Origin of the sequence: Brevibacterium sanguinis, assembly GCF_003315415.1 — a bacterium.
Taxonomy (GTDB): Bacteria; Actinomycetota; Actinomycetes; order Actinomycetales; family Brevibacteriaceae; genus Brevibacterium; species Brevibacterium celere_A.
In genome coordinates, this window is record NZ_QNSB01000001.1 from 403684 (window position 1) to 427312 (window position 23629).

Here is a 23629-nt window from a genome sequence, read left to right on the forward strand (position 1 = left end):
GCCAAGGATGATGTCCGGGCTCGGCGCTCCTTCCAGCGACTCGACTCCCTTGGCCAGTAATCAAAGGTAACCCAGCTCACGGTGCTTTCGCCCAATTTGGCGATACTTCTCACCTTCCGGACCCGCAGGTTTGCGCACGATCATCGTCACAAAATCAGTGGGATGCGGGCCTGGTTCCCCGTGGACGGAGGGCGGAGCACAGGGCCGTCGGCCCGGATCCGTGGGGTGTTCGCGTCGGATGCGACGAAGGCCCCGTCGCGAACGACGGGGCCTTGAGATGCTCCCCCGGCTGGGCTCGAACCAGCGACCCTTCGATTAACAGTCGAATGCTCTGCCAACTGAGCTACGGAGGACCGGCGCTGCTGCCAGCGCACGAGTCCCCATCGTATCAAACGATCATGGTCGCGTCGTCCTCGCCGCATGCCGTGACGATCCGCCGCCGACCTCATCGGCTCCGCCTCCTCAGGGACAGCGAGCCCAGGGTGAGGAGGAGCACGACGAATCCGCCGAGCACCGCGTCGTCGACCGCCACCGCACGCAGATCGGGAGCGGCGGCGGTCACCTCGGTGAGGGCGTCGAAGGCATACGTCATCGGCATCAGGTGAGCGAGGATCTCGAGCGCCCGCGGCAGCTGATCGGTGGGCAGGAAGAGCCCGGCGAGCAGGATCTGCGGGAAGACGAAGGCGGGCATGAACTGAACCGCCTGGAACTCGGTGGCGGCGAAGGCGCTCGCGAAGAGCCCGAATGCCGTGCCGAGGATGCCGTTGAGCATCGTGGTGGCGACGAAGACGACGAGATGGTCGCCGGGGTCGAATCCGCAGACGAGGACCGCCCAGCTCACGCAGATGATCGACTGGACCAGGGCGAGCAGACCGAAGGCGAGGGCATAGCCGAGGATGAAGTCGGCCTTGGACAGGGGCATCGTCAGCAGGCGCTCGAGAGTGCCCGAGCGTCGTTCGCGCAGGGTCGCGATCGAGGTGACGAGAAACATCGTGACGAACGGGAACATGGCGATCAGCTGTCCCGCGATCCGGTCGAAGACCGGCGTCTCGGTGAATATCCAGGCGACGAGCCCGATGAGCAGGGCGGGAACGATGAGGAGCAGGGCCAGCGTCCGCCGGTCGTGGACGACCTGGGCGAGCACCCGTCGGGAGGTCGCGATCGTGCGGTTCATGACCGACCTCCCCGGGCGCAGCTGATGAATGCCTCCTCGATCGAGTCCGTCCCGGTCTCCTCGATGAGACCGGTGGGTGTGCCGTGGGCGAGGAGCCGGCCGGCCGAGAGCAGCAGCAGGTCGTCGCAGCGGGTGGCCTCATCCATGACATGGCTGGACACGAGGAGCGTGGTACCCGAGGAGGCGAGCCGGTGGAACAGATCCCACAGGGAGGCCCGCAGGATCGGGTCGAGCCCGACCGTCGGTTCGTCGAGCACGAGCACCTCCGGTCCCCCGAGGAGGGCCGCGGCCAGGGACACCCGTGAGCGCTGTCCCCCAGAGAGATCGCCGACCGGTCGGTTCGCGACGTCGGTGAGATCGGTCGCCTCGATGACGGACTCGATGTCCCCGGTCCCGAGGACCGCCGCGAAGTACCTGAGGTTCTGCCGGACGCTGAGGTCGTCGTAGACGCTCGCGGACTGGGTGACATAGGCCAGGCGCGTGCGCAGCCGCTTGTCGCCGGCGGCGAGTCCGAGCACCGTGACGCTGCCGCTGGTGATCCTCTGCGTCCCGACGATCGAGCGCATCAGGGTGGTCTTGCCCGAGCCCGAGGGCCCGAGCAGCCCGGTGATGGCTCCCCGCTCGACGCTCAGGCTGAGTCCGTCGAGGACCGTGGTGCGCCCGCGGACCACGACGAGATCGGCGATGCCGATGGCGGGCGACTGATTATTCATCATGTGATGAATAATCCTCCCGGACGGATGCGATGTCAATGGTCGGCGGCTCCGTCTCCTCGCCGGCCACCGACTGCGGATCCCCATCGGCCCGAGCGGATCCTTGTCCGTCCGGCCGCGGTCCCAAAGCAGACGCGAATGCCGAGTCGAGCATCGGACCGAACGTCGCGGCCACCTCGGCGGCGCTCATGGCGGTGAGGCCGTGAGGCCGCACGAGGTAGCGGTCGACGAGGATGCCGACCATGAATGCGTGGAACCGGACGAACAGCGCGTCCCTGCGAGCCGTGTCGAGGTCGAGCCCTTCGACGATGAGTGCGAAGAGCCGATCGCGGACGAACTCCTCCATCATCGAGGACACACCCGAGTCGTCGAGGATCGATCGCACGATCGCCGTCAGCCGTGCCGAGACCTCCGGTCGATCCCAGATGGGCACGACGACCCTGAGCAGCTCCGTCCCGAAGGACTCGACCTCGGCGGGATCGGGCAGCGAGGCGCGCAGGATCTCGACCGGATTGACCGGCAGAGCCAGCGAAGCGAGGAACAGGTCCTCCTTGTTCCTGAAGTAGTGATGGACGAGCGCCGGATCCACTCCCGCCGAGCGCGCGATCTGACGCAGCGAGGTGCGGGCGAAACCGCCGGAGGCGAACTCCTTCGCCGCGGCCGCCACGATCGCCTCCCGGCGGTCGGTGGGGGAATCCGCGCGGGGCCGACCTGGCCGTCGTCGAGGTGCTTGACTCATTCCCCTATCGTGCCGCATCCCCGCACCGGGCCGATATGCTGGACGGACGATGCATCTGAAAAGCCTGACCCTGAGAGGATTCAAGTCCTTCGCCTCGGCCACGACCCTCAAGTTCGAGCCGGGCATCACGTGCGTCGTCGGACCCAACGGCTCCGGCAAGTCCAATGTCGTCGACGCCCTGTCGTGGGTGATGGGGGAGCAGGGGGCGAAGAACCTGCGCGGCGGGAAGATGGACGACGTCATCTTCGCCGGCACCTCCAAACGCCAGGCGCTCGGGCGCGCCGAGGTGACGCTGACGATCGACAACACCGACGGCGCCATCCCCGTCGACTACACCGAGGTGACGATCTCCCGCACGCTCTTCCGCAGCGGGGGCAGCGAGTACGCGGTCAACGGCGCCCCGGCCCGCCTCCTCGACATCCAGGAGCTCCTCAACGACTCGGGCCTCGGCAAGGAGATGCACGTCATCGTCGGGCAGGGGCGCCTCGACGCGATCCTCCACGCCGACCCCCTCGAACGCCGCAGCTTCATCGAGGAGGCGGCGGGCGTGCTCAAGCACCGGCGCCGGAAGGACAAGGCGGTGCGCAAGCTCACCGGCCTGCAGACGAATCTCGACCGCCTCGGCGATCTGCGCACCGAGCTCAACCGCCAGCTGGGCCCCCTCGGGCGGCAGGCGCAGGCCGCGCAGAAGGCCGCGACCGTCCAGGCGAAGCTCCGCGATGCCACCGCCCGTCTGCTCGCCGACGACGCCGTGCGGCTCCAGGCCTCCCTGTTCGCCGCGACGAACGGTGACGACGACCAGCGCGAGCGCATCGCCGAGCTCGACCGCCGGCGGGCCGAGGCCGAGGCCCGCCGCGGTGAGATCGAGACCCGACTGGGCGCGGTCGAGGCCGAGCTCGAGGCGCTGCGGACCGCGGAGTCGCGCACCCAGACCCATGTCGTGCGGGCGCAGGGGATCGCCCAGCGCGCCGAGGACAAACGCTCCCACCTCCTCTCCGAGGTCGCGGGCCTCTCGACCCGGTCGGCGAAGTCCCCCGACGAGCTCCGCCGACAGGCCGAGGGGCTGCGGACGGAGCTGACGACCGCCGAGCAGGAGGTCGACGCCGCGGCGACGGCGCTCGCCGCCGCGCAGCAGCGCAAGGAGGACCTGGCAGCGGAGCTCGCCCGCGCCGAGGCCGAGGTGAAGGCCGCGCAGCTCGCCGTCACCGAGGCGGTGCGGAACCGTTCGTCGCTCGAGTCGAAGCGCACCCATGCCCGGGAGCGGGCCGCCGACCTCACCGCCCGGATCGAGGCCAACCGCGCCGAGATCGACTCCATGGGCACCCGGATCGCCGAGCGCGAACGGCAGCTGGCCGACGCCGAGGCCGCCGTGGTCGGGGTCGAGGAGGGCGAGAGCCGCCTCGACGAGGAGTACGAACGGGCCAAGGCGGCGCAGACCGACATCGAGGACGGCCTCGGACGACTCCGGGAGGAGCGGGCCGACGCCGTCTCCCGCCTCGCCTCGGCGCGGGCCCGGGCCGAGGCACTGGCTCTCGGCACCGCTCTCGAAGCCGACCTCGAGGAGATCGTCAACGCGAACCTGCCGGGAGTCGGGACCGCGGTGACCGAGCGGCTGAGCGTGGCCCAGGGGTTCGAGATGGCGGTGGCCGCGGCGCTGTCGAACACGGTCAGCGGCGTCCTCGTCGACTCCCGGCACGCCGCCCTCGAGGTGCTCGACCACCTCGGCGAGGACACGAACGTCACCCTGACTATCCCCTCGGGGGTCACGGCGGCCGGCACGAACGGCGCAAGCGCGAACGGCGCCGGTGTCGGCGGGGCGAGCGCGGACGGTGCAATCGCGAACGGCGACGGTGGGCACGGCGGCGATGGAAACGGTGGGGATGGAAACGTGATCGCTGCGCCCGTGCGCCGGCTCGGCGAGCTCGTCGACAGCGACATCCCCGAGCTCGATGCCCTGCTCAAGACGGCGCTCGCCTCGGTCGTGTGCACCGAGGACGCGCAGCAGGCCCTGACGGTCATCGACGAGCGCCCCGACCTCACCGTCGTCACCGTCACCGGGGAGGTCATCACCCCGACCCGGGTCAGCCGCGCCCGCACCGCGACGGGCACGCGACTGGCCTCCCGGACCGCTCTCGAGGAGACCCGGGCCGCCGGCGCCGAGCTCGAGGAGACCATCGCCGGCCTCGACGCCGAACTCGAGCGCCTCGAACCCGCTCTGGCCCGGGCGCAGGAGCGCACGACGGGCGCACTCGAGGCCCTGCACGCCTCCGACGCCGCGATCATGGCCGCCGCCGAGGAGGTCTCCCGAATCACCGGAGACCTCGAGACGGCCCGCACCCGGCTCGACCGTGCCCGCGAGAACGAGGCCGAGCTGCTCAGCCGCCTCGAGGCCGCCACCCGTGAGGCGCAGGCCGCCGAGGACGCGCTCGCCGGAACCGGAGAGGTCGACGAGGTCGTCGACACCACCGTCCGCGATGACCTCAGCCGGCAGGTCTCCCAGACCTCCGAGGACGTCATCGAGACCCGCATCGCGCACAAGGCCGCGACCGATCGGGCCCGGTTCCTGTCCGACCGCGTCGAATCGCTGCTGCGCTCGGCCGCGGCGGAGGAGGCGGCACGGGAGCAGGCGCAGAGGACGATCGCGAGGAAGAAGCACGCCGCCGCCTCGGCGCAGGCGATCTCCGAGGTCGCCGCGGCCGCCGCGCGCACCGCCGAGGCCACGGTCGGCGAACTCGGCGCCGACGTCGCCGTCCTCGTCGACGAACGCTCGGGCCTCAGGGGGGAGAGGGACCGCCTCGGCGAGGAGCTGAGCTCCACTGTCGCGGAGCTCGGGCGGCTGCGGGACGCCGCGCAGGAGGCCGAACTCGCCCGCGAGCGGCACCGCCTCCGCCTCGAGGAGGTCGAGCACCGCGCCGAGGAGGAGACCGGGCTCGGGCTCGACCGCCTCATCGAGCTCTACGGTCCCGACACCTCGGTGCCCGGGTTCGACGAGGGCGAGGAGGAGCGGCCCTTCGTCCGAGCCGAGGTCGAGAAGAGGCAGAAGCAGGCCGCGGCCGCGCTCAAGCGCATCGGCACCGTCAACCCGCTGGCCCTCGAGGAGTACGAGGCGCTCAAGGAGCGGCACCAGTTCCTCGAGAAGCAGATCGCCGACATCGAGGCCTCGAGGAGGGACCTGATGAAGCTCGTCGAGGAGGTCGACCGTCACGTCGAACGCGTCTTCGCCGAGGCGTACGCCGACACCGCCCGCGAGTTCGAGGACATCTTCTCCCGCCTGTTCCCCGGCGGTGAGGGCTCGCTGAGCCTCACCGACCCCGAGGACATGCTCACCACCGGCGTCGACGTCCATGCCCGGCCGGCGGGGAAGAAGGTCAAGCGCCTGTCCCTGCTCTCGGGCGGGGAGCGCTCCCTCGTGGCCGTCGCGATGCTCGTCGCGATCTTCAAGGCCCGGCCCAGCCCCTTCTACGTCATGGACGAGGTCGAGGCGGCGCTCGACGACCTCAACCTCTCCCGGCTGCTCACCGTGTTCACGGAGCTGCAGGACTCCTCCCAGCTCATCGTCATCACCCACCAGAAGCGGACGATGGAGATCGCCGATGCCCTCTACGGGGTGACGATGCACGGCGACGGCGTCTCCAAGGTGATCTCCCAGAGGATCCCGCGCACCGCCGACGAGTGAGTCACGATCGGGTACCGCGACGGTCACGCATATGGACTACGGGCGTCATCGACTGCCCAGGGGAGTCACAGCGAATTCCCCAGAAGCCACGCACCGGCCGCGCGCGAACCGGTTCGGGCAGGCCTATAGACTGATGCCTTGGGAAATGTTGTCTGCAGAAGTGTTGTCGGTATGAGGAGCGAGACGTCCATGTCCTTGACGACGGCGCGGCGAGGTGGTTCGAGGGCATGAATGCTGTACTGGTCGTCATCCTCGGACTCGCCGTCTCCTTCGCCCTCGCACTCATCGTCGTGCTCCTCGTCGCCCTTCCCGGGCTGCGGGCCGAAGGCCGCCTCCGCTACTCCTCCGACGTCCAGCGCTTCCGGCTGCCCCGCGAATGGACCGGCTACGACGACGAGGTCCACGAGTTCTTCGGCCACGACGACGGCACCTCGCACCTGGCCACCCGCGAACAGGCGGCGGTCACCGCGATCCGCGACCACTCCTATGTGCTCCGCCCCCAGCCGCGCCGGCACGCCGCCCCCTCGCTGCTGACGTTCCGCCCCCGCACCCGCCACTGGAAGATCCCGGAGTCGGGAACCGGATGGAGGACCACCGCGGAGCTGCTCTTCGGCTCCCGCGGCGCCTGACCGCGCCCGGACGCCCCGAGAGCGTGTGCTCCGCGGGCCCGCTCCGCCCCTGCCGATCCCCCGTCGGGTAGATTCGAGGGTCGGAGCAACTGAGAGTCGAAGGAGGACGGACGTCCATGGATCAGCCGATCGTGATGCTCATCGTCATAGGCATCGTATTCATCCTCGTGGTCGGGGTCGGCATCGGCCTGCGCGTCAACGCCAGGCAGAAGGACCTGCGGCGGAGGCGGGGAATCGACGCCGATGTCACCGGCGAGACCGCGACGATCGAAGAGACTCCCGAGGCGGTCGTCGAGGAGAGGGCCGCCGTCTCGGGCACCGAGGTTCCCACCGAACCCTCGAGCCGCCTCGTCAGACTGCGCGAGCGCCTGGCGAAGTCGAACTCGGGACTCGGTCGGGGCCTGCTCAACCTGCTCTCCCGCGACAACCTCGACGAATCCGCCTGGGAGGAGATCGAGGACACGCTCATCCTCGCCGACGTCGGGGTCGAGCCGACCACCGAGCTCGTCGACACCCTGCGGGAGCGGGTCAAGGTGCTCGGCACCCGGGATCCCGAGGTCGTCCGGCAGCTGCTGCGGGACGAGCTCGTCGCACTCGTCGACCCGACCATGGACCGCAGTCTCGCGACGTCGCGCACCGCCGATGAGCCGGCCGTCATGCTCGTCGTCGGCGTCAACGGCGCCGGCAAGACGACCACGGTGGGCAAGATCGCGCGCGTGCTCGTGGCCGAGGGCCAGTCCGTCCTCCTCGGCGCCGCCGACACCTTCCGCGCCGCCGCGGCCGAACAGCTCGCGACCTGGGGCAGCCGGGTCGGCGTCGAGACGGTGCGCAGTCACGAGGGGGCCGATCCCGCATCCGTCGCGTACTCCGCCGTCGAACGCGGCAAGGCCGAGGGCACCGACGTCGTCCTCATCGACACCGCGGGCCGGCTGCAGAACAAGGTCGGGCTCATGGACGAGCTCGGCAAGGTCAAGCGGGTGGCCACCCGCCCCCTCGGCGAGGGCCACGACATCGACGAGGTGCTCCTCGTCCTCGACGCCACGACCGGCCAGAACGGAATGCAGCAGGCGAAGGTCTTCGCCGAGGCGGTCGACATCACCGGGATCGTGCTGACCAAGCTCGACGGCACCGCCAAGGGCGGGATCGTCGTCGCCGTCCAGCGCGCGCTCGGCGTGCCCGTCAAGCTCATCGGGCTCGGCGAGGGCGCGGACGACCTCGCGCCATTCACCGCGGAGGGCTTCGTCGACGCGCTCCTCGAGTGAGCTTCACATTCTCGAAACATCTCCGACTCACCGCTGTGACATGCGTCATGGACACTGTCAGTGGTCGGTCCCGACAGGGGACCGCACGAACACGTGGAGTCGGACATGGAACTCGATGCAGCGAATGTGTGGATGATGGTCGCCGCCGGCCTCGTCCTCCTCATGACGCCGGGAGTGGCGTTCTTCTACGGCGGGATGACGCGGATCACCTCGAGCATCAACATGATGATGATGGTGTTCTCGGCGATGGCCGTCGCCGGTCTCGTCTGGGTGCTCTACGGCTACGGACTGAGCTCGGGGGACTCGATCGCGGGGGTGTTCGGCAGCCCCGCCGCCCAGATCGGCCTCGCCGAGGCGGTGGCCGAGTCACCGGAGACGCTCATCGCGATCGGCTACTCGGCGACCTTCGCGATGATCGCGATCTCCCTCATCGCCGGGGCTGTCGCCGACCGCGCCCGGTTCTCCACCTGGCTCGTCTTCTCCGCCCTGTGGGTGACCATCGTCTACTGCCCGCTCGCGTTCATGGTCTGGGGCGGCGGGCTCCTCGGTGAGGGCGGGGCGATCGCCGAGCTGCTCGGACCGGCGATCGACTTCGCCGGCGGCACCGTCGTCCACATCAACGCCGGCGTCTCCGCGCTCGTCCTCGTCGTCGTCATGGGACGTCGAGCCCGCTTCTCGACCCCGCACCGGCCGCACAACATCCCCGTCACCGTGATCGGCACCGCGCTGCTGTGGTTCGGCTGGTTCGGCTTCAACGGGGGAGCCGCGGCAAACGTCGAGCAGGCCGGCCTGATCTGGATCAACACCCTCGTCGCTCCCGCAGCGGGCATGCTCACCTGGATCGTCGTCGAATGGATGCGCGCCCACCGGCCGAGCAGCATCGGGTGCGTGTCCGGGGCGATCGCCGGTCTCGTCGCCATCACCCCCGCCTGCGCCGACGTCGAGCCCGTGGCCGCGATCGCCATCGGGATCGCCGCCGGCGCCGGAGCCGTCCTCGCCGTCGCGGTGAAGAACCGCCTGCGCTACGACGACGCCCTCGACGTCGTCGGCGTCCACCTCGTCGCCGGCGTCATCGGCACCGTGCTCATCGGGGTGTTCGCGGTTCCCTCGGACTCCTCCGCCGGCGGTCTGCTCCACGGCGGCGGGGCCGGACTGCTCGTCTCCCAGATCGTCGCGACTCTCGTCGCCCTCGTCTACGCCGGTGCTCTCACCTGGGTCATCGCCGTCGTCCTGCGGGCGACGATGGGACTGCGGATCGACCACCGGCAGGAGATGCGCGGCATCGACGCCTTCGAGCACGCCGAGCAGGCGTACTCGTTCGAGACGACGGGCACGGCCCGCTCGCCGCGCTGAGGGACGGAGGCGGGGGAGCGGCCGTGTGAGGCGCCCGCTCCCTCGCCGACCACCTCGGCGCACGCTCCCGAGGAGCCGGTGGTTCTGTGCACATTCACGGGTGAGGGGTTTCTGTCGCGGGTGGGGAGCTTGCTAGTCTAGAGAGTCGACCAATCATCGTGAAGAAGGCTTGCAGGTGTTCAATACTCTTTCCGACAGGCTCACCGCGACATTCAAGAATCTGCGGGGCAAGGGACGGCTGTCCGAGGCCGACGTGGATGCGACCATCCGCGAGATCCGCAGGGCCCTGCTCGACGCGGACGTGGCGCTGCCCGTCGTCCGCGCCTTCACCGGCCGGATCCGTGAGAGGGCGCTGTCCGAGGAGGTCTCCGGAGCGCTCAACCCCGGCCAGCAGGTCGTCAAGATCGTCAACGACGAGCTCGTCGGCATCCTCGGGGGGCAGACCCGTCGCCTGACCTTCGCCAAGCGGCCGCCGACGGTCATCATGCTCGCCGGCCTCCAGGGTGCGGGCAAGACGACGCTGGCGGGCAAGCTCGCCCATTGGCTGAAGTCCGAGGGGCACCGGCCGATGCTCGTCGCCGCCGACCTCCAGCGCCCGAACGCGGTCAACCAGCTGCAGATCGTCGGTGAGCGGGCCGGAGCCTTCGTCTACGCGCCCGAGGAGGGCAACGGCGTCGGCGATCCGGTCCAGGTCGCCAAGGACTCGATCGACGTCGCGAAGTCGAAGCTCCACGACGTCGTCATCGTCGACACCGCGGGCCGTCTCGGCATCGACGAGGAGCTCATGCAGCAGGCCTCGGACATCCGCGCCGCCGTCGATCCGGACGAGGTCCTGTTCGTCATCGACGCGATGATCGGCCAGGACGCGGTCAAGACCGCCGAGGCGTTCCTCGCCGGCGTCGACTTCACCGGCGTCGTCCTGTCGAAGCTCGACGGCGATTCGCGCGGCGGTGCCGCGCTGTCCGTCGCCGAGGTGACCGGCAAGCCGATCATGTTCGCCTCGACCGGCGAGTCGATGAAGGACTTCGAGCAGTTCCATCCCGACCGGATGGCCGACCGCATCCTCGACATGGGCGACATCCTCACCCTCATCGAGCAGGCGGAGCGGACCTTCGACGAGAAGGAGACGGAGAAGCTCAAGAAGAAGGTCGAAGCCGGCGAGGACTTCGACCTCAACGACTTCCTCACCCAGATGTCGAGCCTGAAGAAGATGGGCTCGATGAAGAAGATGCTGTCGATGATGCCGGGCATGAGCCAGTACAAGGACGCCATCGAGGCTTTCGACGACCGTGAGGTCGATCGGGTCGAGGCCATTGTGAGATCGATGACACCGGCCGAGCGCAGCAACCCGAAGATCCTCAACGGCTCCCGCCGGGCGCGCATCGCCAAGGGTGCGGGGACCACGGTCACCGCCGTCAACCAGCTCATGGAGCGGTTCACCCAGGCGCAGAAGATGATGCGCGGGCTCGGCAAGGGCGCAGGCATGCCGGGCATGCCCGGGATGCCCGCCATGCCGGGAGGGATGCCCGGTGGCACGGCGAACCGGAAGAAGAAGGCGACCGGGAAGAAGAAGGCCCGCAAGGGCGGCCAGTCGGGCAACCCGGCCAAGCGCGCGCAGCAGGCGCAGGAGAAGAGGACCGGGAAGACCAAGGATCCGGTCGGCTCCGCCTTCGGCGGCGTCGATCTCGGCTCCGACGAGGACTTCGACCTCGGCAACCTGCCGAAGGGATTCGGCGGGATGTTCTCAGGTGGCAGGAAATAGGGCTTTCTGGCACAATTGACTCTTGTACTTTTGCTCTCGGCGCGGGCCCTCTCTTCCGGGCCGGGGTGATAGTCCAGGACACGGATTCCCGCAGAACAACCCCACGCTCTGTGGAACCTCTGTGCAACAAAGAAGACAAAAGGAGACACCACTAAAGTGGCAGTCAAGATTCGCCTGACCCGCATGGGCAAGATCCGTGCACCGTTCTACCGTGTCGTCGTCGCCGATTCGCGCACTCGTCGCGACGGCAAGGCCATCGAACAGATCGGCATCTACCACCCGACCCGTGAGCCCTCGGTCATCGAGATCGATTCCGAGCGCGCACAGCACTGGCTCTCCGTCGGCGCTCAGCCCACCGATCAGGTCCGCAACCTGCTCAAGCTGACCGGCGACTGGCAGAAGTTCACCGGTGAGGGCGAGGCGGTGAACACTGTCAAGCCGCAGGTGGAGAAGACCCCGTACGTCGCTCCCTCCGCCGAATCGGTGATCCGCGAGGCGATCACCCGCAAGGGCAAGGCCGAGGACTCGGCCGAGGAGCCTGCTGAGGAAAGCGCTGAAGCCTGAGATGTTGGCTGAATCGCTCGAACACCTGGTCCGCGGCATCGTCGACAATCCCGACGATGTGGCGGTGCGATCCCGGTCGTCCCACCGGGGGACCACGCTTGAGGTTCGAGTTCATCCGGACGATCTCGGGCGCGTGATCGGTCGCGCGGGCAGAACCGCGAAGGCCCTGCGCACCGTGATCAACTCACTTGCCGGACGCGAGTCGGTGCGAGTGGACCTCATCGAGGCGTGATCGTCTGAGAGCGTGAGGGGGCGTGGCACAGGCCACGCCCCCTCAAGCGCATTCACGCGGCGGTTCGCGCGGCGTCGCCTCGGACCGAGACGCACCGCCGGCCCCGGCTAGACTGTGCTCGGCTCGGCTCGGCTCGGCGCCGGAGCACGACTTTGGACAACGGCCGCCCACCGGCGGCAGAGAACGTGAAGGAGCAGTATGGACACGGTGTTCGCCCGCTTGGGGAAACCGCACGGCATCAGAGGGGAATTCACCGTCGAGGTGCGCACCGACCGTCCCGACGAACGGCTCGTGCCGGGTCGGACCTACTCCACCGATCCCGACATCGGCTCGCTGACCCTGAAGACGGCGCGGTGGCACCGGGACCGGCTGCTGCTCAGCTTCGAGGAGATCACCGACCGCACCCGCGCCGAGGAGGTCCGCAACACCCTGATCCTCGGCGAGGCCGCCGAGGAGGACGAGGACGATGCGTGGTACCTCGACGATCTCGTCGACCTCGACGTCTACGAGGGCGAGACCAAGGTCGGCACGATCACCGACGTCACCAACGGCGTGGCACAGGATCTCCTCCACATGGAGCACGTCGACGGGCACGAGGTGCTCATCCCGTTCGTCACGGCCATCGTCCCCGAGGTCGACCTCGAGGCCGGCCGGATCGTCGTCACCCCTCCGGCCGGACTGTTCGACGCCGAATGAGCCCTGCCATGAGAATCGACGTCGTCTCGATCTTCCCCGAGTACCTCGAGGGCCTGCGGCTCTCGCTCATCGGCAAGGCGATCGACCAGGGCCTGCTCGAACTCGGCGTCCACGATCTGCGCGCATTCACCGTCGACCGCCACCGCACCGTCGACGACACCCCCTACGGGGGCGGTGCCGGAATGGTCATGAAAGCCGAACCCTGGGCGCTGGCACTCGAGCGCATCCTCGACGCGGCCGCGGCCCCGGGATCCCTGGCACCGCGCGACCGCCTCGGCGAGGCCGACGAGGCCGCTCCTGCCGACGAAGCCGCTGCTGCCGACGCGGAGACCGCCGACGCGGTGACCGCCGCGGGGAAGCCCGTGCTCATCGTGCCCAGCCCCGCGGGGCCCGTCTTCGACCAACGCACCGCCGAGGAGCTGGCGCACGCCGATCATCTCGTCTTCGCCTGCGGACGCTACGAGGGCATCGACCAGCGCGTCCTCGACTGGGCGCAGGAGCGCTTCGAGTGCCGGCCGATGAGCATCGGCGACTACGTCCTCAATGGGGGAGAGGTCGCGTCGATGGTGATGATCGAAGCCGTCACCCGACTCATCCCGGGTGTCATCGGCAACCCCGAGTCGCTGGCGGAGGAGAGCCACGAGGACGGGCTCCTCGAATACCCCATCTACACGAAGCCCGCGAGCTGGCGCGGCCACGAGGTGCCCGAGGTGCTGCTCAGCGGCAACCACCAGGCGATCGCCCGCTGGCGGAGGGATCGGCGCCTCGAGCGCACCGCCGAGGTGCGACCCGACCTGCTCGCACGCCTCGACGACCTCGACCGCGGCGACCGTGAGGCGCTCGACCGGTTTGAGTCCCGAGGCGAAACCATGACAGAATAGATCGTCGCGTTTGTTGGCGCCCACCTGCTTCAGGGGGATGGGCGCCCAGCACAGATCGCCGGGATCCTCCCGGCGCATCGGGGAGCAGTCCCGGCAGACGATCCACACACCGGTTCGACCGGTCTGACATGCGTGTCGACGTCCTGAAGCGGAAGACACAGGAGAACAACCATGCAGAAGCTCGATGTTGTCGATGCAGCCTCGCTGAAGTCCGACATTCCCGCGTTCCGCGCCGGTGACACCCTCAACGTCCACGTTCGCGTGGTCGAGGGCAGCCGTTCGCGTATCCAGGTCTTCAAGGGAATCGTCATCCGCCGCCAGGGCGACGGAATCCGCGAGACGTTCACCGTTCGCAAGATCAGCTTCGGCGTCGGAGTCGAGCGCACCCTCCCGGTGCACTCGCCCATCGTCGAGAAGATCGAGGTCCTCAGCCGCGGTGACGTCCGCCGTGCGAAGCTGTACTACCTGCGCAACCTCCGCGGCAAGGCCGCTCGCATCCGCGAAAAGGCCTGATACTTGCCCGGCACTGCGCCGAACGATCACGAGAACGCGACCTTCGGGTCGCGTTTTCGCATCTCGCCGAGGTGGACCAAGGCGATCGCCGTCCTCGCCGTCGTCATCGTGGTCCTCGGCGGATCGGTGCGCGGCTTCGTCTTCCAGCGATTCACCATCCCCAGTGAGTCGATGGCGCCGACCCTCGACGTCGGCGACGAGATCTCCGTGTGGCGACCCGACGCCCTGCGCGGGACGATCGACCGCGGGGACGTCGTCGTCTTCGACGGTCGCGGCTCCTTCGTCGACGCAGCCCTCCCGACGCCCCTGCAGAAGATGGGCTCCTGGGTGGGCCTCGGCGACCGCGACGTCTACTACGTCAAGAGGGTCATCGCCCTCGGCGGGGACACCCTCGAGTGCTGCGACGCCCAGGGCCGTCTCCTCCTCGACGGCGAACCCCTCGACGAGGACTACGCCGCCGCGCCCGCCTCGAGCGTCGAGTTCGCGGTCGAGGTTCCCGCCGGGACGATGTGGGTGATGGGCGACAACCGCGCCGACTCCGCCGACTCGAGGGCACTGCTGGGGAGGCCCGGCGGTGGCTTCATCCCGCTCGACCGGGTCGTCGGCCCCGTCATCGGCCACGGTTCGTCCATCGACTGAGCAGGCGATGGCAGCCGCCGGTGTCAACCCGCCCTGCTGCCCACTCACGCTGGGAGTCCGCGCCGACGTCGGCTGATACGCTCAATCCAGTCCTGCCGCGTGTGGCCTGGTCGAAGAAAGCGAACGAATGTCATCCGAATCAGCAGCCTCCCCATCACCCTCGCGGAGGCTCGTCCGCGGGCTCCTCGAGACCCTCGCCATCATCGTCGTCGCGGTTCTCATCTCGACGGCGCTGCGCGCATGGGTGATGCGTTCGTTCTACATCCCGTCGGGATCCATGGAGCAGACCCTGCAGGTCGACGATCGGGTGCTCGTCAACCAGCTCGCCCCCCGCTTCGACCCGCCCGACCGCGGAGACATCATCGTCTTCGACGACCCCGCCGACTGGCTCTCCGACGACCAGGTCTCCTCATATCGTCCCAACCCGGTGCTCGAGTTCCTCGGGCTGGCGCCCTCGGACGCCGGCCAGCAGCTGATCAAGCGCGTCATCGGCCGCGGCGGGGACACCGTCGAGTGCTGCGACGCGCAGGGCCGGCTGCTCGTCAACGGCGAACCGATCACCGAGACCTACCTGGAGGCGGGGATGGCGCCCTCGCAGATGGAGTTCTCCGTCACCGTCCCCGACGGCCACTACTGGGTGATGGGCGACAACCGGAGCAACTCCGCCGACTCGCGCTTCCACCAGGACACCGAGCCCTTCGTGCCGGCCGAGAACGTCGTCGGCACCGTGTTCCTCATCAACTGGCCCCTGAGCCACTTCACCTGGATGAGCAGCCCCGAGGAAGTCTTCGCACAGGTCCCCGAACCGGAAGGGATCACCGGCAGCTGATGACCGCGGAGAGGACGACCACGACGAGGAGAACGACCCGGCGGGCGGCTGCTGCGGCGACCGCTGCTCCGGGAGCGCCACGGCGGGCGACCTCGAGGCGGCGGACGGCTCTCGGTCTGACCGACCTCGGCGTCGAGGCCGCTCTGCGCTCCGAGGGCTTCGACGTCGTCATCGGCGTCGACGAGGTCGGGCGCGGGGCCCTGGCCGGACCGGTCAGCGTCGGAGCCGCCCTCTTCGACCTCGGCGAACTCCTCGACGGCGAGGTTCCCGCCGGCATCCACGACTCCAAGCAGCTCACCGCCGCGGCACGACGGACCGCCACCGAGAGGGTCACGGGATGGGCACGGGCCACCGCCGTCGCCTCGGCGTCACCGACCGAGATCGACGTGCTCGGCATGACCATGGCACTCAACCTGGCCGGACGGCGCGCCCTCGCCGAGGTGCTCGCCGCGGTGCCCGAGACCGCGCGTCGCATCATCCTCCTCGACGGCAAGCACGACTGGCTCTCGGTTCCACTCACGCTCGACTGTCTGGGGATATTCGGACCCTGCGCCGACCTCCACATCCCCGCCGTGCGCACGATCATCAAGGGCGATGGCCGGGTCCCGGTCATCGCGGCGGCGAGCATCGTGGCCAAGGTCACCCGCGATGAGGAGATGATCGGCCTCGCCGCGGCGCACCCGCAGTATGGTTGGGAGTCGAACGTCGGATACGGAACGCTCCACCATCGACAGGGGATCGCCGAGTTCGGTGCGAGCATCCACCATCGGAAGAGCTTCCGACTGAACACGAACGAGGACATGTTGGCATGAGCACAGATGATCTGGACGACTACGAGGCACAGCTGGAGCTCCAGCTCTACAAGGAGTACAGGGACGTCGTCGGCCTGTTCGCCTACGTCGTCGAGACGGAGCGGCGCTTCTACCTGGCCAACCACGTCGACCTCAAGGCCCACGCCGACTCCGGCGACGTGTACTTCGAGCTCACCCTGCGTGATGCCTGGGTCTGGGACAGCTATCGCTCGGCGCGATTCATCAAGACCGTGCATGTGCTCACCTTCAAGGACGTCAACATCGAGGAGATCGCCAAGAGCGACCTCGAACCGCCCACCTCGATCGGGCGGTAGCCGAGACCGACTCGGGCTCGGGAGGCTGTGGAGGATCTGACGACTCGGGGGTGATCGGGCTGTGGACGGCCGGCGCCGATCCACAGCCCCGTCCTCCGCTCTGGCCCGCCGGTGAGGTTCGTGATGGGCTGGGCCGCATGGGACGCTCAGACGTGAATGCGAGCCGCGGGGACCGGCAGCTGGCACTGGGGCGGCTGGGTGAGGACCTCGCCGTCGCCTACCTCGAGGATCGGGGGATGACGATCGTCGAACGCAACTTCCGGTGCCCGCGCGGGGAGCTCGACATCATCGCCCGCGACGGGGACACCCTCGTCGTCGTCGAGGTCAAGACCCGCCGGACCCTCGCGCTGGGCTCACCGCTCGAAGCGATCACCGTCGCGAAGCTGAGACGGATCAGGCTGCTCACCGCCCTCTGGCTGAGCCGGCAATCCGAGTTCTTCTCAAGCGTCCGCATCGACGGCCTCGGCATCGTCACCCAGCCGCGGCCGCAGTATTTCTACGCGCCGGCCCTGCAGGATGCATCGTGAGCACGGAGGCCGCGATCAACGTCATCGGCCGGGCCTCGGCGGTGGCGCTGTGGGGGCTCGCGGGCAGGATCGTGTCCATCGAGGCATGCGTGAGCGCCGGCCTCCCCGGTATCGACATCGTCGGTCTGCCCGACGCCTCGGTGAGCGAATCGCGCAAGCGGCTGCGAGCGGCGCTCGCCTACCTCGGGGTTCCCGTCGCCACCCAGCATCTGACCATCAACCTCACCCCGGGCACGGTGCCCAAGATCGGGACGGGTTTCGACCTCGGGATCGCCGTGGCCGTCCTCAAGGCCAGGGGCGTCATCGGCCGCGCGGATACCGAATCGGTCATCCACTGCGGCGAACTCGGCCTCGACGGTCGGATCCGGCCCGTCACCGGGGTGCTGCCCAGCCTGCACAGCGGACTGCAGGCCGGGTTCGAGCGTTTCGTCGTGCCCGTCGGCAACTGCCACGAAGCCGCTCTGCTCGCCGGAGCACAGGTCAGGGCCATCGCCTCACTGGCCGAGCTCGTCAACGTCTACGGCGGGGATCTCACCGTTCCACCGCTGCCGCCGGTCGTCGAGTCGGTGTCGGTGCCCTCGCGAGCGCCCGAACGACACGACCTCGCCGAGGTCCAGGGCCAGGACGAAGCCCGGTTCGGCCTCGAGGTCGCCGCCGCAGGCGGGCACAACCTCCTCATGCGCGGGACGCCCGGTGCGGGCAAGACACTCCTGGCCCAATGCCTGCCGGGCATCCTGCCGCCCCTCGACGACGCACAGGCGGTCGAGGTCGCGGCGGTGAAGTCCCTGCGCGGAGAGCTCGAGCCCGGCGAAGGGCTCGACCACCGACCACCGTTCGAGGCCCCGCACCACCGCAGCACCGCCTCGGCGATGGTGGGCGGACGCAAGCCGGGATCGATCGGCATCCTCAGCCGCGCCCATCGCGGTGTCCTGTTCCTCGACGAAGCGCCCGAGTTCTCCCGCGACGTCCTCGAAGCGCTGCGCCAGCCCCTGGAGTCCCGGCAGGTCCAGATCCACCGGGCCTGGGGATCGATGGTGCTCCCCGCCGACTTCCAACTGGTGATGGCGGCCAACCCCTGCCCGTGCGGAGCCGGGATGGAGGGCGCGGAGACCAGCTGCCAGTGCACGCCCATGGACAAGCGCCGGTACCGCAACCGGCTGTCGGGGCCTCTCCTCGACCGGGTGGACCTGCAGCTCGAGCTGTTCCCCGTCTCTCCCGCCGACGTCCGCCTCGGCGGGAACCGGGAGTCGGGCGCGACCGTCGCCGAGAGGGTGATGGCCGCGCGCGGGAGGCAGGCCCACCGGTACGCCGAGTGCGAGTGGTCGCTCAACGCCAGGGCACCCGGGCCGTGGCTGCGCGAGCACTTCGGGCTCCGGCCACACGCCCTGCAGGACCTCGATCGTGCGCTGGACACCGGCAGGATCACGATGCGCGGCTACGACCGTGTGCTGCGCGTGGCCACGACCCTGGCCGACCTCGAGGGCGCGGAGGCACCGACGGCCGACAGGATCAGAACCGCGCTCGCGCTGAGGACGCAGGACTCCTGAGCGGTGGGGAGCGGGACGGATGAGGACTGAAGCGATGGATGAGGCAGAGCAGGGACGGGACAGGCCCGATGGCGCGGGCATCGTGGGCGACGACGGCAGGGACGGCGACAGCAGGGGCGATCATGGCGTCGGCAGGGACAGCGACGTCAGTGATGGCGTCGGCAGGGACGGTCACGACGACGAGCGCCGCGCGGCGGTCGCGGCTCTGCTGCGGATCGGAGAGCCCGGAGACGGGCTGCTCCGGGCGCTCGTCGGTGAACTCGGCCCGCAGGCGGTGCTCGGCATCGTCGCCGCGGTCGCCGCCCGAGAGGCCTCGGCCGGGGAGGCGGCGGCAGGAATCTCAGCGACCGCGGGCGAGGTTCCCGGAGGAGGCCAGCTCGCCGACGCCCTGGCCCGGTGGGCGATGCGTGCCGGGGACGCCGACGGCACCCGTGACCTCGAGGCCATGCACCTGCTGTCCGGCCGCCTCGTCATCCCCGATGACCCCGAGTGGCCGACCGCCGTCTCGGACCTCGGCCCGGCGGCACCGTTGGGCCTGTGGGTGCGGGGCGAGGCCGACCTGCGGACCGCACTGCATCGGGCCGTGGCCATCGTCGGCGCCCGGGCTGCGAGCGGCTATGGCACGAAGTGCGCATCCGACCTCGCGTGGGACCTCGCGGCTCGTGGGATCACCGTCGTCTCCGGAGGCGCCTTCGGCATCGACGCCGCAGCCCATCGGGCGGCGATCGCTCGCGAGCACGTGACCGTCGCGTTCATGGCCGGAGGCGTCGATCGGTTCTACCCGGCGGCCAACACGGAGATGTTCCGCCAGATGCTCCACGGGGGAGCGATCGTCTCCGAGACGGCACCGGGAATGACGCCGATGAGGCATCGCTTCCTGCTGCGGAATCGGCTCATCGCCGCCTCGGCCGCCGCGACCGTCATCGTCGAGGCGGGATGGCGCTCGGGCGCCCTCAACACCGCCCGGCACGCACTCGAACTCTCCCGGGTCGTCGCCGCGTTCCCCGGGTCGGTGTACTCGGCGTCGTCGACCGGCTGCCACCGGCTGCTCCGGCTGCACGAGGCGGAGCTCGTGACCAACTGCGACGACGTCATGGAGCTCATCGACGCGGACGGGCAGCCGGGGCTGTTCGACGGTCCCTCCGTTCCCGACGGCCGCGCTGTTCCCGACGGGCCGGTCGACGCCCTGGCCGAGCGGGAGAGGATCTGCCTGAATGCGCTGTCGACGACACGACCCCTCGACCCCGGCACCGTGGCGAGCAGAGCCGGGCTGACGATCGCGGAGACCCTGGCGGCGCTCGCCGCACTCGAACTCGGCGGGCTGAGCGCCCGCCGCGATTCGGGGTGGGTGAAGCTGCGGCGGCAGAAGCGTTGAGGTCGGAGTCAGGGTCTCCAGGCCGCGTGGGTCCCTGCCGCTCGTCGGCGTACCCTGGAGGGGTGACGGAATCGCAGAGCATCGCCGAGGCGCTGGCCGGATACACGGGACACCTGCGCTCCCGCGCCGTCTCACCGCACACGGCGAAGGCGTACCTCTCCGATGTCAGGGACTTCCTCGGGCACGCCGGAGGACCACGGCCCGCGGACCTGCGGCTTGAGGACATCGACCTCACCCTCCTGCGCTCATGGCTCATCGCCCTCGACGACGCGGGTGCGGCGACGTCGACGGTGGCACGGAAGATCGCCGCTGTGAAGTCGTTCTTCGCCTACTGCGTGAGCAGCCGGGGGCTCTCGGCGAACCCTGCGGCCCGGCTGCGCACCCCGAAGCGGGAATCCCGGCTGCCCACCGTGCTCAAACCCCAGCAGGCCGCCGATCTCATCGCGGCCGTGCCCACGACCGAGAAGCCCGCCCCCGAGCCTCGCGGCGACCAGGGGAGCTCATCCCGGGCATCCGACCGCGGAGCCTCCGAGCTCGCCACGACCGACGACGGCACTCCCGACGCCTCCGCCGTGGACAGATCCGGCTCGCAGGATCCTGACCCGACCCACCCGGCCGACCCGATCGAACTCGCGAGATCGGCCAGGGACGCGGCGATCCTCGAACTGCTCTACGCCACGGCGGTGCGCGTCTCCGAACTGTGCGGACTGGACCGCCGAGACGTCGATCACGCGAGGTCGATGATCACGGTGCTCGGCAAGGGGAACAAGGAGCGAAGGGTGCCGTTCGGGGAACCGGCTCGCCGGGCCCTCGAGAGATGGCTCGGCATGCGCTCGCTGCTGGAGAACGAGCGCAGTGCCGACGCACTGTTCCTCGGCCTGCGAGGAGGGCGGATCGGCGCTCGTCAGGTGCGAGAGCTCGTCCACCGATACGGAGCGGCCCATCCGGACTCACCGGACATCGGTCCGCACGGGCTCAGGCATTCGGCAGCGACCCACATGCTCGATCGAGGAGCCGATCTGCGCCAGATCCAGGAGCTGCTGGGCCACTCCACCATGAGCAGCACGCAGATCTACACCCATGTGTCGATGCAGCGACTCCACGACACGTACCGGCAGGCGCACCCCCGGGCATAGCTGCGCAGCCCGGGACCGACCCAGGGACGACCCTCGGACACAGGACCCGGACCTCAGCACCGGCCGTTCAGTCCTCGGTCTGGAGGAACCCTTCCAGGGCCTGCCGCAGGGGAGTGTCCCCGTCGGAGATGTCGAGCGAGAGCCCAGCGGTCCGGGGCTCCTCGAGAACCATCCGGATGAACTCCGCCACGGTGGCCCGGGCCGTCGTGACACCGCGGGATGAGCCGACTCCGACCTCTCCGGTTCCCGTCGCCGGTTCGTCCGTCAGCCGACCGGGCTTGACGATCGTGTAGGCGAGACCCGAGGAGATGAGCGCCTCATCGGCCTCCCTCTTGGCCTCCCAGTAGGCGGCGAAGACCGGGTCCGTGCCCTCGGGGACAGGGTCGGTGACGCCGATGAAGGAGATCTGGACGAACCTGCGGATCCCGATCTCGAGGCAGGCGTCGATCGACTTGAGCGAGCCGCCCAGATCGATGCCGCGCTTCGCCTCGATCGTCGACCCCGGGCCCGCGCCCGCAGCGAACACGAGCGCATCGGCTCCCGCGATCGCCGCGGCGAGCTCGGCGGCATCGGCGGTCTCGACATCGCAGACACGGGCCTGCGCGCCCAGAGCTTCGATCTCCTCGACCTGTTCGGGTCGACGGATGATCGACGTCACCTCGTGGCCGGCCGTGAGGAGCAGTTCGGTGGCTTTGAGGGCGATCTGTCCGTGCCCTCCGACAATGGCGATATGCATGGTCACAGTTCTATCGCACGAGTGTCCTCATTTCCTGAACTCCCAGTGCCAAGCCTCTGGGAGGGATCCGTTCTGCCGGGCCCAGCCCGGATGGATCCACCCGAATGTCGGGCCGTTCTCGCGCATCCACCGATGCTCGGCGGTGCCGAAGGAGTTGATGCCGCCGCCGAGATCGACGGCCAGGGCCCAGCCATGGTTGGACCGGCCCGGGGTGGCGGCCATCCGTCCCTTGCGCCGTTTGAGGATGACCTGCGTGTCGTAGTCCCGATAGGAGTCCGTGACCGAGATCGGCGTGCCGAAGCGGGTCTCGTAGGCATGGGAGAGACGATCGAACGCCTCCTGCGCGTCGCAGCGGAGCATGTGGCCGGGCGCCGTCTTCAGGGGACACATCGCCGAAGCGGGGATCCGCCCGTTCCGGTGCCCGCCCCAGGCGCCGGCTCCCGAACTCGAGGAGCCCTCGGCGGGCTCGTCCGAGGGCTTGCGCGCCAGCGGCAGCAGCAGAGAGCTCTCCTGACCGAAGAACCGGGCGGGGTCGACGTACCGGCGGTCGCTGTCGGTCGGCCACACCCCGATGTGGAGGCACGAGTCGCTGCAATGGGCACCGGCGGCGACCTCTCCGATCGTCTCGCCGGCGGCGAACCTCTCGCCCTTGTCCAGAGTCGAGGTCGCGGGCTGGAACGAGACGACGAACCCCGATTCCGTCTCGATGCTCACCGTCGCCGCTCCGGCCACCGCCCCGCGGAAGCGCAGTGTCCCCGCCGTCGGAGCCCGCAGGGGCTCGCCGACCACGGCGAGGACATCGATGCCACGGTGGCCGGCGAGCCAGGTCTCCGCGGGCGGGTCGAAGGCCTCGACGATCTCCATCGCGGGGACCAGCGAGACCCACGCCGGCTCGTCCCTCGGCGCGGCGACGGCACGATCCCCCGGGACCGGGAGGACCGCCCCGGCGACGATCGTCGCGAAGAGCAGCAGCAACGCGGCGAAGGCCGCGGCGCGGAAGCGATGACGATGGGCTCGCACGGGGGAGTCGATGGGCTGCATGGACCCATCGAAGTCCACGGGGCGGCTCGACGTCACGGCTCCGGAATAGCCCTGTGGAACGAGGTTCAGCGTCCACAGGCGATCCGAGGACGAGTCGCCCGGCGATCCACAGGGCGAAGCACCCGAGTCGCCGACGCGGCATTGAGCCGAGACTCGACCGCCGGACCTGCCGACACGAGGGAAGGGGAGAGGGGAGGAGATCCCGATTCCTCGGGATTCTCCACGGGGCCAGGGCCGGCCGGCCATCGGTGGAGCGAGGCCGCCCCCGACCCCGGTCGGAGCATCCACAGTGCTGCGCGCACGAGTCATCCCCTGGGACAGCGGAGCACGACCCCACGAACGTCGACCCGACGGGCCGGGGACCCCAATCCGACGGGCGGAGGCCTGGACCCGACGGCCGGGGACCCCGGGATCGGCCGCAGGAAGCGACGGTGTGCGACTCCGCCCGAGGGACTCGACACCTGCGGCACGACCGAGGG

Annotated in this window: 23 protein-coding genes and 1 tRNA gene; 18 read left to right on the plus strand and 6 right to left on the minus strand. The window is 69.6% G+C overall.

The window, feature by feature from the left end:
• Positions 1-280: 280 nt before the first annotated feature.
• The 4 genes from DFO65_RS01840 to DFO65_RS01855 all read right to left on the minus strand — a co-directional run bounded on the left by DFO65_RS01840 (position 281) and on the right by DFO65_RS01855 (position 2626).
• Positions 281-353, minus strand: a tRNA-Asn gene (locus DFO65_RS01840).
• A gap of 92 nt (positions 354-445) precedes the next feature.
• On the minus strand, positions 446-1174 hold the full coding sequence (locus tag DFO65_RS01845; RefSeq protein ID WP_113902698.1) for an ABC transporter permease: 729 nt from the start codon (positions 1172-1174) through the stop codon (positions 446-448).
• Positions 1171-1890: an ABC transporter ATP-binding protein gene (locus tag DFO65_RS01850; RefSeq protein WP_113902699.1), complete on the minus strand. Its 720-nt coding sequence runs from the start codon at positions 1888-1890 to the stop codon at positions 1171-1173. The genes DFO65_RS01845 and DFO65_RS01850 overlap by 4 nt, the downstream gene beginning before the upstream one ends.
• The gene (locus tag DFO65_RS01855; protein ID WP_181778568.1) at positions 1880-2626 is read right to left on the minus strand and encodes a TetR/AcrR family transcriptional regulator; all 747 of its coding nucleotides are present in this window, start codon (positions 2624-2626) and stop codon (positions 1880-1882) included. Before DFO65_RS01855 ends, DFO65_RS01850 begins: the two co-directional genes overlap by 11 nt.
• A gap of 49 nt (positions 2627-2675) precedes the next feature.
• On the opposite strand from DFO65_RS01855, the gene DFO65_RS01860 reads away from it, so the two are divergent.
• The 18 genes from DFO65_RS01860 to DFO65_RS01945 all read left to right on the plus strand — a co-directional run bounded on the left by DFO65_RS01860 (position 2676) and on the right by DFO65_RS01945 (position 21373).
• Entirely contained in the window at positions 2676-6302 is a 3627-nt protein-coding gene (locus DFO65_RS01860) for an AAA family ATPase (protein ID WP_113902701.1), read from the plus strand.
• Between the two features lie 227 nt (positions 6303-6529).
• Positions 6530-6931 (plus strand): hypothetical protein, encoded by a 402-nt coding sequence (locus tag DFO65_RS01865; protein ID WP_113902702.1) that lies wholly within the window; start codon positions 6530-6532, stop codon positions 6929-6931.
• Positions 6932-7047: 116 nt separating this feature from the next.
• The gene (ftsY, locus tag DFO65_RS01870; protein WP_113902703.1) at positions 7048-8193 is read left to right on the plus strand and encodes a signal recognition particle-docking protein FtsY; all 1146 of its coding nucleotides are present in this window, start codon (positions 7048-7050) and stop codon (positions 8191-8193) included.
• Positions 8194-8298: 105 nt separating this feature from the next.
• Positions 8299-9546, plus strand: a complete 1248-nt coding sequence (locus tag DFO65_RS01875) for an ammonium transporter (protein ID WP_113902866.1) — start codon at positions 8299-8301, stop codon at positions 9544-9546.
• Between the two features lie 175 nt (positions 9547-9721).
• Positions 9722-11308 (plus strand): signal recognition particle protein, encoded by a 1587-nt coding sequence (ffh, locus tag DFO65_RS01880; RefSeq protein WP_113902867.1) that lies wholly within the window; start codon positions 9722-9724, stop codon positions 11306-11308.
• 156 nt (positions 11309-11464) lie between these two features.
• Positions 11465-11872, plus strand: coding sequence for a 30S ribosomal protein S16 (gene rpsP, locus DFO65_RS01885; protein WP_113902704.1), 408 nt, complete (start codon positions 11465-11467; stop codon positions 11870-11872).
• Position 11873: 1 nt separating this feature from the next.
• Positions 11874-12104, plus strand: coding sequence for an RNA-binding protein (locus DFO65_RS01890; RefSeq protein ID WP_113902705.1), 231 nt, complete (start codon positions 11874-11876; stop codon positions 12102-12104).
• A 198-nt stretch (positions 12105-12302) separates the two neighbouring features.
• Complete coding sequence (gene rimM / locus DFO65_RS01895) at positions 12303-12800, plus strand: ribosome maturation factor RimM (protein ID WP_113902706.1); 498 nt, start codon at positions 12303-12305, stop codon at positions 12798-12800.
• An 8-nt stretch (positions 12801-12808) separates the two neighbouring features.
• Positions 12809-13681: a tRNA (guanosine(37)-N1)-methyltransferase TrmD gene (trmD, locus tag DFO65_RS01900; RefSeq protein WP_113902707.1), complete on the plus strand. Its 873-nt coding sequence runs from the start codon at positions 12809-12811 to the stop codon at positions 13679-13681.
• A gap of 171 nt (positions 13682-13852) precedes the next feature.
• On the plus strand, positions 13853-14194 hold the full coding sequence (gene rplS, locus DFO65_RS01905; protein WP_113902708.1) for a 50S ribosomal protein L19: 342 nt from the start codon (positions 13853-13855) through the stop codon (positions 14192-14194).
• Positions 14195-14197: 3 nt separating this feature from the next.
• Positions 14198-14833, plus strand: a complete 636-nt coding sequence (gene lepB, locus DFO65_RS01910) for a signal peptidase I (protein WP_113902709.1) — start codon at positions 14198-14200, stop codon at positions 14831-14833.
• A gap of 127 nt (positions 14834-14960) precedes the next feature.
• Complete coding sequence (gene lepB / locus DFO65_RS01915) at positions 14961-15662, plus strand: signal peptidase I (RefSeq protein ID WP_113902710.1); 702 nt, start codon at positions 14961-14963, stop codon at positions 15660-15662.
• The gene (gene rnhB / locus DFO65_RS01920; RefSeq protein WP_113902711.1) at positions 15662-16474 is read left to right on the plus strand and encodes a ribonuclease HII; all 813 of its coding nucleotides are present in this window, start codon (positions 15662-15664) and stop codon (positions 16472-16474) included. The genes lepB (DFO65_RS01915) and rnhB overlap by 1 nt, the downstream gene beginning before the upstream one ends.
• Positions 16471-16788 carry a DUF2469 domain-containing protein gene (locus DFO65_RS01925; protein ID WP_113902712.1) on the plus strand — a complete coding sequence of 106 codons (318 nt, stop codon included), beginning with the start codon at positions 16471-16473 and terminating at the stop codon, positions 16786-16788. Before rnhB ends, DFO65_RS01925 begins: the two co-directional genes overlap by 4 nt.
• A gap of 137 nt (positions 16789-16925) precedes the next feature.
• Positions 16926-17315 carry a YraN family protein gene (locus tag DFO65_RS01930; protein WP_113902868.1) on the plus strand — a complete coding sequence of 130 codons (390 nt, stop codon included), beginning with the start codon at positions 16926-16928 and terminating at the stop codon, positions 17313-17315.
• The gene (locus tag DFO65_RS01935; RefSeq protein WP_113902713.1) at positions 17312-18862 is read left to right on the plus strand and encodes a YifB family Mg chelatase-like AAA ATPase; all 1551 of its coding nucleotides are present in this window, start codon (positions 17312-17314) and stop codon (positions 18860-18862) included. The genes DFO65_RS01930 and DFO65_RS01935 overlap by 4 nt, the downstream gene beginning before the upstream one ends.
• Positions 18863-18896: 34 nt before the next feature.
• The gene (dprA, locus tag DFO65_RS01940; protein ID WP_113902714.1) at positions 18897-20237 is read left to right on the plus strand and encodes a DNA-processing protein DprA; all 1341 of its coding nucleotides are present in this window, start codon (positions 18897-18899) and stop codon (positions 20235-20237) included.
• Positions 20238-20299: 62 nt separating this feature from the next.
• A complete protein-coding gene (locus DFO65_RS01945) occupies positions 20300-21373 on the plus strand; it encodes a tyrosine recombinase XerC (RefSeq protein ID WP_113902715.1) in 1074 nt (357 codons plus the stop codon).
• Between the two features lie 67 nt (positions 21374-21440).
• On the opposite strand, the gene DFO65_RS01950 is transcribed toward DFO65_RS01945, so the two are convergent.
• Positions 21441-22109 carry an NAD(P)H-binding protein gene (locus tag DFO65_RS01950; RefSeq protein WP_113902716.1) on the minus strand — a complete coding sequence of 223 codons (669 nt, stop codon included), beginning with the start codon at positions 22107-22109 and terminating at the stop codon, positions 21441-21443.
• Between the two features lie 27 nt (positions 22110-22136).
• Positions 22137-23150, minus strand: coding sequence for a D-alanyl-D-alanine carboxypeptidase family protein (locus tag DFO65_RS01955; RefSeq protein ID WP_245940417.1), 1014 nt, complete (start codon positions 23148-23150; stop codon positions 22137-22139).
• Between the last annotated feature and the right edge of the window lie 479 nt (positions 23151-23629).